The 16,987-nt window shown below is 41.1% G+C and carries 15 protein-coding genes and 1 tRNA gene; 7 read left to right on the forward strand and 9 right to left on the reverse strand.

The window, feature by feature from the left end; all coding sequences use genetic code 11:
* Positions 1-14 precede the first annotated feature (14 nt).
* The 3 genes from QYC40_RS06845 to QYC40_RS06855 all read left to right on the forward strand — a co-directional run bounded on the left by QYC40_RS06845 (position 15) and on the right by QYC40_RS06855 (position 2,565).
* Positions 15-1,856, forward strand: a complete 1,842-nt coding sequence (locus tag QYC40_RS06845) for a carbon starvation protein A (protein WP_301993173.1) — start codon at positions 15-17, stop codon at positions 1,854-1,856.
* A gap of 13 nt (positions 1,857-1,869) precedes the next feature.
* Positions 1,870-2,262, forward strand: coding sequence for a DUF1398 domain-containing protein (locus QYC40_RS06850; protein ID WP_301993174.1), 393 nt, complete (start codon positions 1,870-1,872; stop codon positions 2,260-2,262).
* A gap of 75 nt (positions 2,263-2,337) precedes the next feature.
* Positions 2,338-2,565, forward strand: a complete 228-nt coding sequence (locus QYC40_RS06855) for a hypothetical protein (protein ID WP_301993175.1) — start codon at positions 2,338-2,340, stop codon at positions 2,563-2,565.
* 110 nt (positions 2,566-2,675) lie between these two features.
* On the opposite strand, the gene katG is transcribed toward QYC40_RS06855, so the two are convergent.
* From katG to QYC40_RS06870, 3 genes are all read right to left on the reverse strand, one after another.
* Positions 2,676-4,958 (reverse strand): catalase/peroxidase HPI, encoded by a 2,283-nt coding sequence (katG, locus tag QYC40_RS06860; RefSeq protein ID WP_301993176.1) that lies wholly within the window; start codon positions 4,956-4,958, stop codon positions 2,676-2,678.
* A gap of 272 nt (positions 4,959-5,230) precedes the next feature.
* On the reverse strand, positions 5,231-5,623 hold the full coding sequence (locus tag QYC40_RS06865) for a ribonuclease inhibitor (RefSeq protein ID WP_301993177.1): 393 nt from the start codon (positions 5,621-5,623) through the stop codon (positions 5,231-5,233).
* Between the two features lie 356 nt (positions 5,624-5,979).
* A complete protein-coding gene (locus QYC40_RS06870) occupies positions 5,980-6,960 on the reverse strand; it encodes an alpha/beta hydrolase (protein ID WP_301993179.1) in 981 nt (326 codons plus the stop codon).
* A gap of 266 nt (positions 6,961-7,226) precedes the next feature.
* Between QYC40_RS06870 and QYC40_RS06875 the strand changes: the two genes are divergently transcribed.
* Complete coding sequence (locus QYC40_RS06875) at positions 7,227-8,303, forward strand: PmoA family protein (protein WP_301993181.1); 1,077 nt, start codon at positions 7,227-7,229, stop codon at positions 8,301-8,303.
* Between the two features lie 3 nt (positions 8,304-8,306).
* On the opposite strand, the gene QYC40_RS06880 is transcribed toward QYC40_RS06875, so the two are convergent.
* Both QYC40_RS06880 and QYC40_RS06885 read right to left on the reverse strand, forming a co-directional pair.
* Positions 8,307-8,978, reverse strand: coding sequence for a trans-aconitate 2-methyltransferase (locus QYC40_RS06880; RefSeq protein ID WP_301993182.1), 672 nt, complete (start codon positions 8,976-8,978; stop codon positions 8,307-8,309).
* A gap of 949 nt (positions 8,979-9,927) precedes the next feature.
* Positions 9,928-10,012 (reverse strand) — tRNA-Ser (locus QYC40_RS06885).
* Positions 10,013-10,397: 385 nt separating this feature from the next.
* On the opposite strand from QYC40_RS06885, the gene QYC40_RS06890 reads away from it, so the two are divergent.
* Positions 10,398-11,276 (forward strand): OmpA family protein, encoded by an 879-nt coding sequence (locus QYC40_RS06890; RefSeq protein WP_301993183.1) that lies wholly within the window; start codon positions 10,398-10,400, stop codon positions 11,274-11,276.
* 690 nt (positions 11,277-11,966) lie between these two features.
* Here QYC40_RS06890 and QYC40_RS06895 read toward each other — a convergent pair.
* Genes QYC40_RS06895 through mazG form a run of 4 tightly spaced genes read right to left on the reverse strand, consistent with a single transcriptional unit; the run spans position 11,967 to position 15,377 of the window.
* Positions 11,967-12,641 (reverse strand): sulfite exporter TauE/SafE family protein, encoded by a 675-nt coding sequence (locus tag QYC40_RS06895; RefSeq protein WP_301993184.1) that lies wholly within the window; start codon positions 12,639-12,641, stop codon positions 11,967-11,969.
* Positions 12,631-13,299, reverse strand: a complete 669-nt coding sequence (locus QYC40_RS06900; RefSeq protein WP_301993186.1) for an HAD family phosphatase — start codon at positions 13,297-13,299, stop codon at positions 12,631-12,633. Before QYC40_RS06900 ends, QYC40_RS06895 begins: the two co-directional genes overlap by 11 nt.
* 51 nt (positions 13,300-13,350) lie before the next feature.
* Positions 13,351-14,520: a serine hydrolase gene (locus QYC40_RS06905; protein ID WP_301993189.1), complete on the reverse strand. Its 1,170-nt coding sequence runs from the start codon at positions 14,518-14,520 to the stop codon at positions 13,351-13,353.
* Positions 14,521-14,573: 53 nt separating this feature from the next.
* Complete coding sequence (gene mazG, locus QYC40_RS06910) at positions 14,574-15,377, reverse strand: nucleoside triphosphate pyrophosphohydrolase (RefSeq protein ID WP_301993190.1); 804 nt, start codon at positions 15,375-15,377, stop codon at positions 14,574-14,576.
* A 70-nt stretch (positions 15,378-15,447) separates the two neighbouring features.
* Between mazG and QYC40_RS06915 the strand changes: the two genes are divergently transcribed.
* Positions 15,448-15,756 (forward strand): hypothetical protein, encoded by a 309-nt coding sequence (locus QYC40_RS06915; protein WP_301993191.1) that lies wholly within the window; start codon positions 15,448-15,450, stop codon positions 15,754-15,756.
* A 213-nt stretch (positions 15,757-15,969) separates the two neighbouring features.
* On the forward strand, positions 15,970-16,911 hold the full coding sequence (locus QYC40_RS06920; protein ID WP_301993192.1) for a hydrogen peroxide-inducible genes activator: 942 nt from the start codon (positions 15,970-15,972) through the stop codon (positions 16,909-16,911).
* Positions 16,912-16,987: the final 76 nt, after the last annotated feature.

Consider the following 16,987-nt stretch of genomic DNA (forward strand, 5'->3'; position numbering starts at 1 on the left):
CAAAAAGAAAAATTATGATCGACTTAAATGGGATCAATGCGCTGACATTGATCTTTGCCTCGCTGCTTATTTTTGCTATTGCCTATCGATTCTATGGAATCTTCCTTGCCAATAAGGTGCTCCGATTAAATGCTAAAATTACGACGCCGGCCGTAGAATTTGCCGATGGACAAGACTATGTAAAAACTGATAAAAAAGTGCTTTTCGGGCATCACTTTGCTGCAATCGCCGCTGCAGGACCGCTTGTAGGGCCTGTTTTAGCCGCTCAGTTCGGTTATCTGCCGGGTGCCTTATGGATATTAATTGGCTGTGTATTGGGCGGAGGTGTGCACGATATGGTTGTTCTTTTTGCGTCGGTGAGACATAAGGGGGAAAGCTTAGCGACTATCGCATCCAAAGAAATCTCAAAACCCATTGGTACAATAGCTGGGCTCGCAGTATTATTTATCCTCATATTAACTCTTGCAGGATTATCACTAGCCTGTATCTCAGCCATGCACGAAGCGCCATGGTCGTTATTTACCATTATCTTAACCATGCCCATTGCGATCATTATGGGACTAATCATGCGCTATAGAGAAGGTTCGGTAACATTTGCTAGTATCTTAGGCGGTGTATTGTTAATCGTCGGTATTATTTCAGGACATAACCTGATGGAGATGCCTGCCATTGCGAACCTATTCAATTGGAGCATTGGCACCATATCCATCGCCATAGCCGTTTATGGTTTCTTTGCTTCGGTATTGCCAATCTGGTTGCTTTTGGTACCACGCGATTATTTGTCGACTTACCTCAAAATTGGAACGATATTGATGTTGACCATCGGAATTATCTTTGTCGCTCCAACTATTCAAATGCCTGCCTTCACTAGCTTCATCCATGGTGGTGGCCCCGTTATTGGTGGCCCGGTACTACCATTTATTTTCATTGTAATTGCTTGCGGTGCTATCTCAGGTTTTCATGCCATCATTGCGACCGGTACAACGCCGAAGATGCTCGGCAATGAGCGCGAAATTCTTTTTGTTGGCTATGGTGCGATGCTGGTAGAAGGCTTTGTCGCACTCATGGCATTAATCGCAGCATGTACGTTGATGCCTGGTGATTATTTTGCGATTAACACACCTGTCGCTGCTTATGACCAATTCCTTGCTACGCATCCGGAATTGCACGCCGTAGATCTGCAGCATTTTATTGACCGTATTGGCATCGATTTGCACGGCAGAACAGGAGGAGCCGTTTCGCTTGCTGTGGGGATGGCGCATATTTTCGATAAGGTTCCGTTTATGGACAACGTCATGGCGTATTGGTACAACTTTGCGATTATGTTTGAAGCCGTATTTATCCTAACAGCCATTGACGCCGGAACACGCGTCGGACGTTTCTTCCTTCAGGAAATGTTGGGATCGGTAATTCCGGCCTTTAAAGATAAGAACTGGTGGCCTGGGGTTATTTTATGTAGTGCTATCTTCACCTTTTCATGGGGCTACTTAGTTTATACAGGGAATGTCAGCAGCATATGGCCATTATTTGGAATATCGAATCAATTGCTTGCTGCCTGTGGTCTGATTGTGTGTACAACCATGTTGATTCGTATGAACAGAAAGAAATACGCACTCTGCGCCGCTATCCCCGGTATATTTATGGCAATCATCACATTTTGGGCGGGTTATGTACAAGTGAAAGACATATATTTGCCAAACGAACAATACCTATTGGCAAGTCTAGCAGGGATAGCCATGTTGTTGATGGGGATTGTTTTCATTGGAACCTTTATTCGCTGGTCGCAATTGTTTAAAGTGAAAGAGCTGAAAGTCGACATGTATGGTGAAGAGGTAAAGGAACTGGTGGAAAGATAATCACACAAACTATATGTTCACAATCCAACAAATTGATGATGCCCATGCGAAAGTAAAAACGGGTGCTGACTTTCCTAAGTACATTCAGGAAATCAAAGAACTAGGAGTTACAGCCTTTGATTTCCTGGTAAGCAATGGGTCAGAGGTCTACTACGGCGAAGAACCTTTTAAAGCACATTCGCCCGCAAAATATGATCCGCTAAATATCAATGAAAACCTGAACGCCCAACAGTTCGCCAAAGAATTAAAAGAGCACCAAGAAGGAAAAACAGATTTCCCATACTTTGTGAAAATGTGTGCTGTCAATGGAATTGCTTCCTGGAAAGTGGACTTGAATGAATACACCTGTACTTACTTTGATCTAAAAGGGGAGAAAGTGTTGAAGGAAGAAATTCCAGGGAAGTAATTTAGTGATTATTTTAGGGACTTATCGGATGCTAGGTTCGATGGAATAGTCTATTTTTGATGTACCTTTACAGCAATGGGAAATAAAAAGAAAAAGACAGAAGATTACCGTCAGGGCAATCACGCAAATAAAAGACTATCGGATCCTAATAAAGCTTTTCTTAACCACGTTCAAACCCAGGCCAATAAGATGGCCGAACTAATGGGTGAAAAACACGGTGAGCAGTACATTAAAGATGCAATTAAAGAATGGCCTCACTTGATAAAAAGCGAGTTGGAAATCTTCGGCAAAAGGAAATCCTAAACTAGATAGGCAGTGACCTGAACCAATTAGGTAGAAAAAAAGCTGTACCATCTTTCGATAGTACAGCCCATACTAATTACAAAAAAATATATTATGAATTATATGAAAAGCTACTTTTTGATATCAAAGCGGTCAGCGTTCATCACTTTGTGCCATGCAGCGACGAAATCTTTTACAAACTTTTCGTTAGCATCCGCTGAAGCATAAACCTCTGCAACTGCTCTTAATTCCGAATTCGATCCGAACAAGAGGTCATTACGCGTTCCTGTCCATTTTACAGCACCAGTTTTGCGGTCTCTACCTTGATAAAGTTCTTTATCTGGACCAACTGCTTCCCAAGCAGTATTCATGTCTAATAAATTCACAAGGAAATCATTTGTTAACTGACCTGGTCTGTCGGTGAATACACCATGTTTAGAACCATCGTAATTGGTTTCTAATACGCGCATACCTGCCAACAATACGACTAACTCAGGCGCTGTTAGAGTCAACAATTGAGCTTTATCAATCAATAGCTCTTCTGTGGATACGGTATATCTTGCTTTCTTATAGTTACGGAAACCGTCGGCAATAGGCTCTAAGTAACTTACTGATTCGATATCTGTTTGTTCTTGACTGGCATCCATACGGCCTGGTGTAAATGGAACAGTAATCTTTACGCCAGCTTTTTTAGCGGCTTCAACAATACCGGTAGCACCTGCAAGGACAATCAAATCGGCTAAGGATACTTTCTTACCATCGGCTTGTCCATTGTTGAAAGCAGTTTGAATTCCTTCTAGGGTATTCAATACTTTCTGCAATTGAGCAGGATTGTTTACTTCCCAATCTTTCTGAGGTGCTAAACGAATACGTGCGCCATTGGCTCCACCGCGCTTGTCAGAACCGCGGAAGGTCGATGCTGATGCCCAAGCTGTCGATACCATCTCGGCAATGGTTAATCCTGAATTCAGGATGTTCGCTTTCAATGCTGCGACGTCATCTGCATTCACTAATGGGTGATTTACTGCCGGGATTGGATCTTGCCAAATCAACTCTTCGTTAGGAACTTCAGGTCCTAAGTATCGAGACGATGGTCCCATATCGCGGTGCGTCAGTTTGAACCATGCGCGTGCAAATGCATCGGCAAACAGGTCTGGGTTTTCATAAAACCGTCTCGAAATCTTTTCGAATTCAGGATCTACACGTAGGGTAATATCCGTTGTCAACATCGTTGGACGTTGTTTCTTATTCGGATCGAAAGCATGTGGGATTGTATCTTCCGCATCCTTTGCTACCCATTGGTGAGCGCCCGCAGGGCTCTTCGTTAATTCCCACTCATATCTGAATAAGTTTTCAAAGAAGTTATTGCTCCATTGTGTCGGCGTAGTTGTCCATGTTACTTCCAGGCCACTCGTGATAGCATCGGCACCAACGCCAGAGCGGAAGCTACTTTTCCAGCCTAGACCTTGCATTTCCATATCAGCTGCTTCTGGCTCTTTGCCCACATTGTCTGCAGGACCTGCGCCATGTGTTTTACCAAAAGTGTGACCACCGGCAATTAACGCTACAGTCTCCTCATCATTCATCGCCATACGGCCAAAGGTGTCGCGGATATCTTTGGCAGCGGCAAGTGGATCCGGGTTACCGTCTGGTCCCTCAGGGTTTACATAGATAAGCCCCATCTGTACTGCGGCTAATGGATTCTCCAAGTCTCTAGAGTGTATTTTGCCATCGGCATCATCGTCTGCAGAAAGGACACCGTGTGCTTCTTCTACGCCTTCAGATCCATGTGCATAGCGGACGTCGCCACCCAACCATGTTTTCTCTGATCCCCAGTATACATCTAACTCCGGTTCGAATACATCCTCACGACCGCCGGCATATCCAAAGGTTTTGAAACCCATCGATTCTAATGCGACGTTACCAGTAAGGATCAATAAATCGGCCCAAGAGATTTTCTTGCCATATTTTTGTTTGATAGGCCATAATAGACGACGTGCTTTATCTAAGCTCACGTTATCTGGCCAACTATTCAAAGGTGCAAAACGTTGCTGTCCGGCTCCTGCACCTCCACGACCATCGCCAACACGATAAGTCCCGGCACTATGCCATGCCATGCGAATAAATAGGGGACCGTAATGTCCGAAATCCGCAGGCCACCAGTCCTGAGAGTCGGTCATTAATTCATGAAGGTCTTTTTTTACTGCTGCTAAATCTAAACTTTCAAATTCTTTCGCATAATTAAAGTCAGCATCCATTGGATTAGACACATTTGAGTTTTGGCGAAGAAGTTCGATTTTTAGTCTATTGGGCCACCATTCCTGGTTGGAAGTGCCATCACCTGCAACCTTAATTTTGTTCATACTGCCATTATGAAATGGGCATTTGCTGATGTCGTTTGATCCGTTTTCCATTTGTGTAAGTTTCTATTGAATGTTTTTAATTATTTTTTCATTATTGGGTCATTACAAGCGAGTTAACTGTGGTTCCGCAACCCTTTTGTAATCGCTTGATTAAAATTACCAAAAAGAACCCAAAGAATAATTATAGATTAAGCTTAAAGTATAGAATTTACCTATTGAATCTTTAGATATTGAATAGAGGTTATCTATATGCCTGGTTAATTAATAGTCGACACTAAAGTCGGCTATCAGCTAAAATATAGAGGAGGCAATATATTTATTGATTAGGCTTTGACTAACTCGATGTTTGGATGTTCGGCAATAATTTCTGAGATGATGTCCATATAAGTCTGACCCTTTCCATTCGCTAATTGATCGAGCAAGGTTTGAATATTTTCGGTATCAAACACTTCCGGATGCATTAATTTCTCTTTATAATAATTTGCGGTAAATTCTAATCCGAATAGTTCGCTATTCGCTTCAAAGTTTTTCCAAACTAACCGAATGGGCTCATTTCCTTTGATTGTTCCGACTCCGCCGTATAGGATATCATTGATCGCATCTAAGCTTTCGCCAATTTCCCAATCCTCTTCGCTCATGAACGCACGGTTGATCTCCTCGAACAACGATTTCTTGTTATGGATGGCAAAGCCATCGATAATAATCTCCTTTTTCATGGAATAAAATTTACAAAAAATTGCTGATTATGCGTACGAGTCAGTATACATTTTCCCTCATATCGATACAAAAAGGAACACAAGCTGAGATAGATTTACAACAAAGCGAACAGGATTTGGATAATCGTCTCTCTTACTTTTCCCGTTTATAATTTTGCCGAAGGGCTTGGGTTCTCGAGCTCATTTCTGAAATTGAAGTAAACGGGAAAGACGATATGATATACAGTTTGAATTCAATGTTGCTACGCCTTTCATTGTTCTCCAAAGGTTATCAAGTTGGAATCTGGATCGAGGATAGAGAATTCCTTGCCCCAGGGCTTTTGCTGGAAATGTGCACTGGGGTGGCTATCTCTAATTTACTTGGTTCCAAAAAGAGCTTTTTTAAGGCCGAGCGCTGCTAATTCTGTTGCGAATTTTACGGCAGGGATATGATCTAGTGGGTTTAGCAGTCCAAAATCATGAATGAAACCATTAAACGTTTGTATTACTGTTGGCACGCCTGCTTCATCCAATTTGCGCGCATAATCCAATCCTTCATCACAAAGGATATCGTTTTCTGCTAATTGAACCAGAGCAGGAGGTAAGCCTTTTAATTTATCCAAGGGTGCGTTGAAAGGCGTTGCATAATATTCTTTCCTTTTTTCTTTCTCAGGCAAGTAATTATCCCACATCCATTTCATCATGTTAGCGGTTAGGAAGCGTCCTTCTGCATATTCTTTAAAGGACGCGCGACTGAAATCTGCATCAGTAACTGGCCATAATAGCAATTGGAATTTGATGTCCGGTCCGCCTTTATCTTTAGCCATTAAGCAGGTTACCGCAGTCATATTACCACCAACACTATTGCCGGCAACAGCGAGATTCTTGCCATCAACGCCAATCTCATCGCCATGCTCGGCTACCCATTCCGTTACAGCGTAAATTTCATTGATCGCCGTCGGATACTTGGCCTCTGGGGATCTGGAGTAATCGACGAACACAGCTGCAGCACCAGAATGCAATACAAGGTCACGAACTAAACGTTTATGCGTAGGGTAGTCTCCTAAAACCCAACCACCACCGTGGATAAAAATAAATACAGGTAATTTTTCATCCTTTGTAGCTGTTGGTTTTACCACTATTGCTTTGATGGTTAGCCCATCTTTACTGATCTCTAGCTCCTTTTCGGTAATACCAGAGACATCTACTTTCACGGATTTCTGTGCATCTTCGAGAACTTTACGCGCTTCATTAGGAGTCATTTCTTCCATCGGCTTTCCACCAGCACTGTTCAGCTCTTTTAAAAATGCTCTGATGTCTTTACTGATTTTCGGGTCGTTTTCTGCTTTAATTGCCATAGTTTATTGGTATTTAATTAAAAAGGCTTGCTATTGATGATCATCGCTCATTCAAAGCCTCGATACTAATGATATAACACAAGGGGTGCATTATTGTTAGGGACTTTTTAATTTTTAAAAAATTTCAAATCGCCATCGAGGGGTTTGATTCGTAATAATGATGCCGAAAGATATCTCAGAAAATAAGATAAACAGCGATTCAATTTGCTATAGTTTCGTATCTTGATCTCTGAAAAACAGGTTTTTGTATCCACACTGAAGTATTGATGAAGAATAAACTCTCAAACTTACTGATCTTGCCATGTTGCCTTGTAATGGCATTGAGTTCTTGCGCGCCTTCCAAAACCCTGCAAACCGGGAATACCAATGCAGAAAGGTTCTCCATTGTCGAGAATCCTGCTAGCCAACGTATTGATATTCTTTTAGACGGAAAACGTTATACTTCATACCTCTACGCTGATAGTCTGAAAAAGCCAATACTGTTCCCCCTGATGACAAGAAGTGGAAATAACATTACCAGAGGATGGCCGATTGAACCTCGCGCAAACGAAAGGACAGACCATCCTCATCAAATGGGGCTTTGGTTTAATTATGGAGATGTCAATGGTTTAGATTTTTGGAATAACTCAACGGCTCGATCAGTAGAGGAGAGAATGAAATACGGGGCAATTGTTCATCAGAATGTTGATAGCATCAAAGTGATCAACGATGCCGCTTCGCTGCAAGTTTCGAAGCTTTGGCTTTCTCCAAGGTCAGAACCACTATTGAGTGAGCAGTGTATTTATAAATTCAATATATCGAAGGAAGGGCAAATTATAATTACTATTGGAGTAAGATTACAAGCTTTACGTGATCTTTCTTTTGATGATAATAAGGAGGGATTATTGGCCATTCGCGTGGCAAGAGAATTGGAGCAGCCTTATCTGCAAAAAACCACCTTTACCAATGCTAATGGCATTGAAGATCCTGAGCCTCGAGTAGATAATCAGGGTGTCACCGGCCTGTATTACAGTAGCGAAGGGAAAATGGGAGATGATGTATTTGGCACTCGCGGGCGTTGGGCAATGTTGAACGCCGTTATCAATCAAGAAGAGGTGAGTCTGATTATATTAGATCACCCTCAAAATATCGGCTATCCAACGTATTGGTTCGCTCGAGGATACGGTTTGTTCGCGGCTAATCCATTAGGACAAAATGTATTTAGTAAAGGAAAGGAAACATTGAATTTTAAACTCGGAAAAGGTGAGTCGACGCTGTTTAAGTATCAAGTTATTATTCATTCAGGGAGCCATCTCGACTCCGCAACTGTTAATCAGCTTTCTAAAGATTTTGCATCACAGTAAATTTTAATCCTTCTTTCTCGCCATCCAGCCCATGTAGACTGTACTTTGAAAGAACTTGGTTGGTTCTTCGAATCCAGCTTCAATAAATAACTCGATGATTCTTTCTTCCGAAACATGCTGCAGCTCATGATAAATACGATCCATGCGTTTAGAAATCTCATCCTGCCCCATATCTTCGGGTAAGAGTTTCCTCAGTATCTCTAAATTCTTTTTAATTTCTTTCTCATTCCCTGTAATATCGAGCATAATCAACAAGGCTTTCGGTTCTAGTCGAATGGAAATATCGCGAAGAAGATCGAGCTTCTCTCCATCGTCTTTGAGGAAATGAAGTATCAATATCAAAGTTGCCGCATTAAACTGATGATCTATGGTCAGTTGAGAAACCAAGACTTCTTTAAGGACGATATCCGAATACTCTTTCAACTTATCCGTCGCTTGCGCTATCATTTCCGGCGAAGGGTCGATGCCCATGATAGAACCCGAATAACCGTTCTTTTTTAGTACCAGAATCTCATTTCCTGTTCCACAACCGACAGCTAAAAGCTTATCATTCCTGGTATCGTTGAAAAGATGGGGGAGCATATTTAAAAAAGTACCGTAATTTGGAATCCAATTCTTGACGAAACTATCATATGCTGTTGCTCGTTCATTTTCGAATAATTCAAACTTCTCCATACGTGCTAAACTTAATTTATTGTAAATACAATGTAATTATAGTTAAAATAATGAAACACTTATTGCCTTGTGGAAAACAATATCGTAAATGTTTGAAAATGAAAGATTGGTATAGAATTATATCCTAGCTATTGGGTTTAAGCGTCCAAATTAAAGCTTTCTCTATGGTGGCTCTAAAAATTTCGCGTGGGATACTTCAGGTTAGTCTACATATTGCCATTGAATATTCGGATCTTTGGGAGCGGTTGGAGCCGAATTAAAGAAAATACTATCGCTTTATCATTTTTGTATACATCAAAATTTTCAGGGAGACTTAGGTTATGCATTTGCAATATTTTCCAATATTTTTATATATCTCATTTGTATTTCTTTCGTTGATCGCATGCGTCGATAAACACGGGCGTCAAAATAAAGAGAAACGATATATCTCTATAGATGATAGAGATACAACCCGAATAAGAATCGAACCCCGGCCAGCCCAAGGTCCGAACCCTCACTAGGCAAAAAAGCTCCAATCTCACGATTCAAGCTTTTTGTGCGGAGAGTGAGGGATTGGTTCAGCCCCACATTCCCCAAACACAGCCCTGAACCTTCCAGAATCGAACCCCGGCCAGCCCAAGGTCCGAACCCTCACTACGCAAAAAAGCTCCAATCTTACGATTGAAGCTTTTTGTGCGGAGAGTGAGGGATTGGTTCAGCCCCACATTCCCCAAACACAGCCCTGAACCTTCCAGAACCGAACCCCGGCCAATCCAAGTTTCGAACCCTCACTACGCAAAAAAGCTCCAATCTTACGATTGAAGCTTTTTGTGCGGAGAGTAAGGGATTGGTTCAGCCCCACATTCCCCAAACACAGCCCTGAACCTTCCAGAATCGAACCCCGGCCAGCCCAAGGTTCGAACCCTCACTACGCAAAAAAGCTCCAATCTCACGATTGAAGCTTTTTGTGCGGAGAGTGAGGGATTCGAACCCCCGAACCTGTGACAGTTAACGGTTTTCAAGACCGCCGCATTCGACCACTCTGCCAACTCTCCGCGACAAAAGTAGAAATTTTTAATCTCTCTCCAAAACTTATTTGATACTATACTGAAAATGAGCCTGATTAATTTTTAAGCCTATTTATTTTATGCATTTTTCCTCTCTTTTTTCATAATTCAAGGTATTTCGAATGAGATTTTTATCGCATTTGATGTGCAATTTCACCAAATCAACCTGTCGCTATTAGAAAATCTCTTCGATCTCTTAATAATCTCCAGTTACAAAATAGCTACACCATAGTGCTGATTTCTTTATGATTATCGAAAACAATGTGGTAAATTCCTGAAAATAGGGCGCTTATACATTTTAAATTAATGAATTCATATAAAAGGCACCGCTTTTGCTTATCTTAGAAATAATAAGAAATTAATATATCAAGTTATGATCAAACGTATAAGTATACCATTAGTGTTGTTAAGCGTCTTATTTATATCATCTTGCGGGGTAAGTAAGAAAACGCACCAAGCATTAGAGCAGCAGCACAGAGATCTTGCTGAGCTATACCAAAAGAGTCAAGTAGATCTAGCCGAAAGTCGTTCAAGAGTAAAAAGCCTAGAAGATCAGCTAGAGCAGGAGCGCAAGAACAATGCTTCGCTAAAAGAAGCGTTAGCAAGATTGCAAGCGACTTTAGATAACAGTATCAGCAATACTTCCCAGGGAAATGCGAATATCTCGAAACTCGTAGACGAGATCAACGCATCAAATAAATACATCCAACATTTAGTGAATACCAAAGCAAAAAGCGACTCGCTTAATATGGTATTGACGAACAACTTAACGCGTTCATTGAGCCGCGAAGAGATGAAGGATGTTGATGTTCAGGTATTAAAAGGTGTTGTTTACATCTCGTTATCGGATAATATGCTTTATAAATCCGGTAGCTATGAAATCTCTGATAAAGCGGGAGAGACGCTGTCGAAGATTGCCAAGATTATCCAAGATTACAAAGACTACGATGTGCTAATCGAGGGTAACACGGACTCTGATCCGATCAATAAAGCAAATATCCGTAACAATTGGGACTTAAGTACATTGCGTGCGTCGTCTGTTGTACAAGCGTTACAAAACAACTATGGTGTGGATCCTAAGCGCTTAACTGCAGGTGGTCGTGGTGAATATAACCCAATCGCGAGCAACAGCACAGCCGAAGGTAAAGCTAGAAACCGTAGAACACAAATTATTATTACGCCGAAATTAGACCAATTCATGGAGCTGATTGATAAGGCACCGGAAACAAATGATGTCCCGGTAACAGAATAAATAAACAAAAAAGTCGTTCTTTTCGAACGGCTTTTTTGTTAGTACTTAGTACTTAGTAGTTAGTATCTAGACCTAGGGCGGCTATAGATGTGAGATATTAGACATTAGACACAAGATCCTGAATATCCTTTTTTCCTTCCTTTCCTGGTTCAGACAAAGAACATTCTGCCTATCCTTAAATCCTTCCTTTCCTGGTTCAGACAAAGAACATTCTGCCTATCCTTAAATCCTTCCTTTATTGGTTCAGACAAAGAATATCCTGACCATATTCTCATCCATCCTACTTTTTTCTTTTTTCAAATCAACATGCAATACAGATTGATCGAAGGCGTATCTACCTTTCGTCTACTCAAAGCCCTTTCAAACCCAATGTAAACCCAATGTATAACCCAATCAGAGCCGCTCGGAAAGGGGTTTGATATGGGAGACAAATGGTTATAGTAAATGTGAAATAGCATTCAGTCTTAAGCCAAGATCCTGCCTACCTAGAAATCCTTCCTTTCTAGGTTCAAAACAAAAGCAATCCAATAGATTCTCAGACAGATCTCTAATGTCTAAATTCTATACCCGCCATAGGTCTAAATACTAACTACTAACTACTAACTACTAACAAAATGGCCGACAAAACTACCAAGCTTAGGATCACGATTTTAAATTCGCGTTCTGGTAATATTTTGACGAGTTTAATGCCTAAAAACCACCTAAGAGGATGAAAGGAATTGCTAAAAGATTGAGGATAAATCCGTCCCAAGAGAGATTTTTCCAGACGAATAATTGGAGAGGAATTTTTGAGAAGTTTAGGATCATAATGAACCAGGCACCTGTTGCAACTAGCGTAAATTTATCTAATTTCTTTGAGAGGAGGTAAACCGTTAAGGTAGGGCCTGCGGCATTGCCTATCATCGTTGAAAATCCTGTTATGAGACCGAAAAGAGGGGAGTACCACCATTTCTTGGTGAATTCCGTACTTTGGTTTATTCTATCTTGCCGATTGCCCCAAAGCATAATTCCTACGCCAAGGATAATACAGGCGCCCATTAAGATTTTAAAAATTCGGTCATCGATATAATCGCCAACAATTAACCCGATGATTAAACCGATAACTGCAAAGGGTAGCAGCTTTTTAACTTCCGACCAGTTGAATTGTTTTCTATAGTAGATGACGGCGACTAAATCAGCAATACAAAGCAGAATTAGCACAATGCCGGTCGAGTATTTTGCTCCGAATAATAAAGCAAATAGTGGGACGGCTAGCGTCCCGACGTTTTGGATTCCGGTTTTTGATGTACCGATAAGCATGGCACAAAAAAAATACAGTACCCAGCCCATCGGTGTTGGTATTAATGCTAAGGCATTATCCCACATAAGACTGGATCATGTTAAGTACCTGTTTAGCATCGATATGCTTATAATTCGGGATATAGCTTGTACACACGGGCAGTTCTTCTTGCTTATGCGAACTCAATACACCTACAACCTGCATACCTGCGTTTAATCCGGCCGTAATCCCCGAAAAGGAGTCCTCGAAAACCATACAATGCTTTGGTTCTACGCCTAAATTAGCAGCCGATTTCAGATAGACCTCCGGATGTGGTTTATGTAGGCTTACGTTCTCACTGCCCAAAGTGGACTGAAAAAATGGACGTATGGCAAGTGCATCTAAAATAAGATCCATATTGGCACGTGGTGCTGAAGTAGCCACCCCGAGTTTAAATTCGTGTGCTTGGAGGTCTGTAAGGAACTCTTGTAAATAGGGAAGGGATTTCGCTTCTGATTTATAGATCTCACGGAACAGGCCTTCTTTTTCATCTTCTAAGGTCAACAATTCCTCACCGAAGATCTTACGTCCGAAAAAATGCGTAAAGATATAGCTGTTATGCTTGCCATACATATGCTGTTCAAACTGCTGTTGGTTGTAAGAAATCTTGTGACGATCAAAAAATACTTCAAAGGCTTTGGCATGATAGGGATTGGTGTGGGCTATAACACCATCCATATCGAAGATTGCTGCAAAATTTTTCATTGCAACAAAGGTATAAAACTTTCATTACACTACTGAAGGACGAGGCTAACCCTATTGAATACGAGAGCCTAGCATCTGATACGCCTGGTCGATAAAATTATAGAAAGAGGATTGCGGATTGGTACGACCGATTTTATCTATTGCATGACCTAAGCGAACGATAATCAGTTCGTCTTGCGGCACCACAATAACGTATTGCCCTAAATGTCCATCCATATAGAAGTAAGGCTTATCTTTATATTCGCCCATCCACCAGCCATAGCCATATTGTGGTGATTCAGGATATCTAGGTTGGATGGAGTTTGCGACATATGCTGAATCTAGTAGTTGCTGTCCATTCCATCGGCCGTGGTTTAAATAGAGCTTTCCAAATCTGGCAAAGTCCTTCGCATTACTTGCGATACAACAGTAGGCTTTTTCAATTCCGTTTTTCTCGCTATCAACCTGCCAGATTGCGCTATGTTCGGCACCCATCGGCTTCCAGAAATAGCTGGACATCAGTTCACTCAAAGATGATTTTGTAGCTCTTTGCAGCGCAATTCCCAGCATCTGTGTGTCACCACTTTGATAGATAAAGTTTTGTCCAGGTTTCTTGTCGACTGGAAGGGCAGGAATAGCGCCCTGTATATCTTTATCAAAATACAGACGTGTTGTAATCGAGAATGGATTATAATAACTTTCGTCCCAAGTGATGCCCGAACTCATCGATACCAAATCTTCCATGGTCAGTGCTTCTGCGAATTGACCGGTAAGCTCAGGTATAAAATCTCTCACTTTTTGTTGCAAGCCGCTTACTTTTCCTTCTTCCAAAGCTTTTCCTAGTATCGCAGCGGTTATGCTTTTCGCCATCGAAAAAGAATTGGATTTTGAGCTGTCTGAATATCCTCCATAGTATTCCTCGAACCAAACGCTATCCTGATGGATGATGACATAGGCTACTGAACCCCATCGCTCGTGAATACGTTTCAAGGAATCGGTAATCGGAACGGTATTGTAAGCTGTAGATTTTGGCCAGGGTTGTGGACTCCCCGCCTCGATCTTATGGTTGTCGAAATAGCGATAATCATCCAAGTAGGCGGTTTGATGCCCCTGCATATAGATGACATAAACGCCCTTTAGTATATAATCGACGCCAAAGGCATACATAGCAATAAGCAAAACAAATATAAGGCTAACGAGAGAAATCGATAACCATTTAAGAAACTTTAAGAAGTATGTCATGTTGGGAAACCTTGGTACGCTTAAAGATATTAAAAAGAATGCGTAATAAGATATTATTTTACGCTTTTGGCTTCATTCCAATACACATCCATTTCCTCCAAGCTCATGTCTCTCAATTCCCTGCCATTTTCCTTTGCTTTCTCCTCAAGATAACTGAAACGGAAGATAAATTTCTTGTTCGTTTTTTCCAATGCATTTTCTGGATTGATGCCGATATGGCGGGCATAGTTTATCAGCGAGAACAACAAATCACCAAACTCCGCCTCGGCACGTTCCTTATCTATCGCATCCTGATTGATGTCAAATTCGGCTTTAAACTCTGCAAGTTCCTCTTCCACCTTTGCCCAAACCTCTTTTTTATCCTCCCAATCAAATCCAACACCTCGAACCTTGTCTTGGATGCGATAAGCTTTCACCAATGCAGGTAGACTCTTTGGAACACCAGATAGAACCGACTTATTCCCTTCTTTGAGCTTTAAACTTTCCCAATTCTGTTTAACGTCGTCCTCATTCTCTACGATTGTATCGCTATAAATATGCGGATGTCTAGAAATCAATTTATCACAGATCGCATTTAGAACATCGACAATATTAAATTGCTCTTCTTCTTCAGCGATGCGCGCATAGAAAACCAAGTGCATCAATATATCGCCTAGCTCTTTTTTGATTTCGGGCATATCATTTTCCAAAATAGCATCCGCCAATTCGTACATCTCCTCGATAGTCAAATGACGAAGACTTTCCATCGTCTGTTTCTTATCCCACGGACATTCAACGCGCAGGGTATAAAGGACTTCTAATAGACGTTCGAAAGCTTCAGCGGGTGTGTCTTTAGCTGTAGGAGGGATGATAGCCATGAATATTGTGGTTTCTTTAATAAAACAATAAGCAAAGTTAGCTGTTTTTAATTAAAAGAAGATTAATACCATGGAGAAATCAACTTACAAGTACGCTTCAGCATCGGAAGCATTAAAACATCTTACAGACTCAGGCTATACCGTAGATTTTAATATTGAGTTTGACGAGCTGTCTGTAGAAGCGGCAGACTATGAGATCGACTATCTATATCGTTATGAAGGTATGACCGACCCCGCCGACGAATCCAGTGTTTACGGAATTAGAAATATTCATAACGGGAAAAAAGGCGTTTTTGTCGCTGGTGATCTTTCCCTCATTGAAGGAAAGAAAAGAGACATTATTCTAGATTTAGAGTTGCGCTATAGAAATAAACAATAGTCAATTCTGATAAATATTTAAGTGAGCTTAGGCATAGCAACGATTTGCTATGCCTTTGTTGTTAAATAACCAATCCAGCTTTTCGGAAACTAGAATTTCGATTCTTATTGCAATTCCTATTGATAGATTAAAGTTATTTAATTGTCTTATTTAAACGCGTCAGTAGCATTTGCGTAAATCGCTTCGTACATTTGTATAGTTAAAATTTATAACATGACCCTTGTTCAATTAGAATATATTATAGCGGTAGATACCTACCGCAGTTTTGTAGCCGCTGCGGAGAAATGTTTTGTGACGCAGCCTACGCTGAGTATGCAGATCCAAAAACTAGAGGAATCCTTAGGGGTAAAGATTTTTGATCGAAGCAGGCAACCTGTCGTCACGACTGAGATTGGCGAGAAAATTATTGAACAGGCGCGTACCGTGCTGACCGAAAGTAAAAAGATCGCTGAACTATTGCAAGCGGAGCGCGGAGAATTAACAGGTGATCTTCGTATTGGTGTGATTCCTACTGTTGCACCCTATTTACTGCCCAATGTGATTTCCAACTTCTTGAAGAAATACACCAAGCTGAAACTACATATTTGGGAATATACCACCGAACAGATTATTCAGGAATTAAAACTCGGAACGCTTGATTGTGGGATACTATCAACTCCTTTACATGAGCCTTCGATTCAAGAAACGCCATTATTTTATGAGACTTTCGTCGCATATGTCTCAGAACGCAGTGGTCTGTTTGGCAAGAAAGCGGTTGGTCCAGATGAGCTGTCGGAAGATAAACTATGGTTATTGAATGAAGGGCACTGCATGCGTGGACAGGTGCTCAGTATTTGCAACTATAAGCATAACCACTCCTTAGAAGGTACTTTCGACTATAATACCGGAAGTGTGGAAACCTTGAAGCGCATGGTTGATTTGAATGGTGGGATAACGATACTGCCTGAAATGAGCATTGTTAGTTATAATGATGAACAGATGCAGCATATTCGCTATTTCAAATCTCCGGAACCTGTTAGAGAAATTAGTTTAGTGACCCCACAGAACTACGTGAAAAAACATGCGATCAACACGCTCAAGAACGAGATTCTCAATATAGTTCCAGAACGATTTAAGTCTAGAAAGAAGAAAGAGGTAGTGGGGTTTTCGCTGTAATTGAGGGAGAATACTATAAAAAATAGAGCCGTTTCATTAAACGGCTCCTCGACTGTTTTCTAAATTCAAAAATGCT

It is taken from the genome of Sphingobacterium sp. BN32, from assembly GCF_030503615.1.
GTDB lineage: Bacteria > Bacteroidota > Bacteroidia > Sphingobacteriales > Sphingobacteriaceae > Sphingobacterium.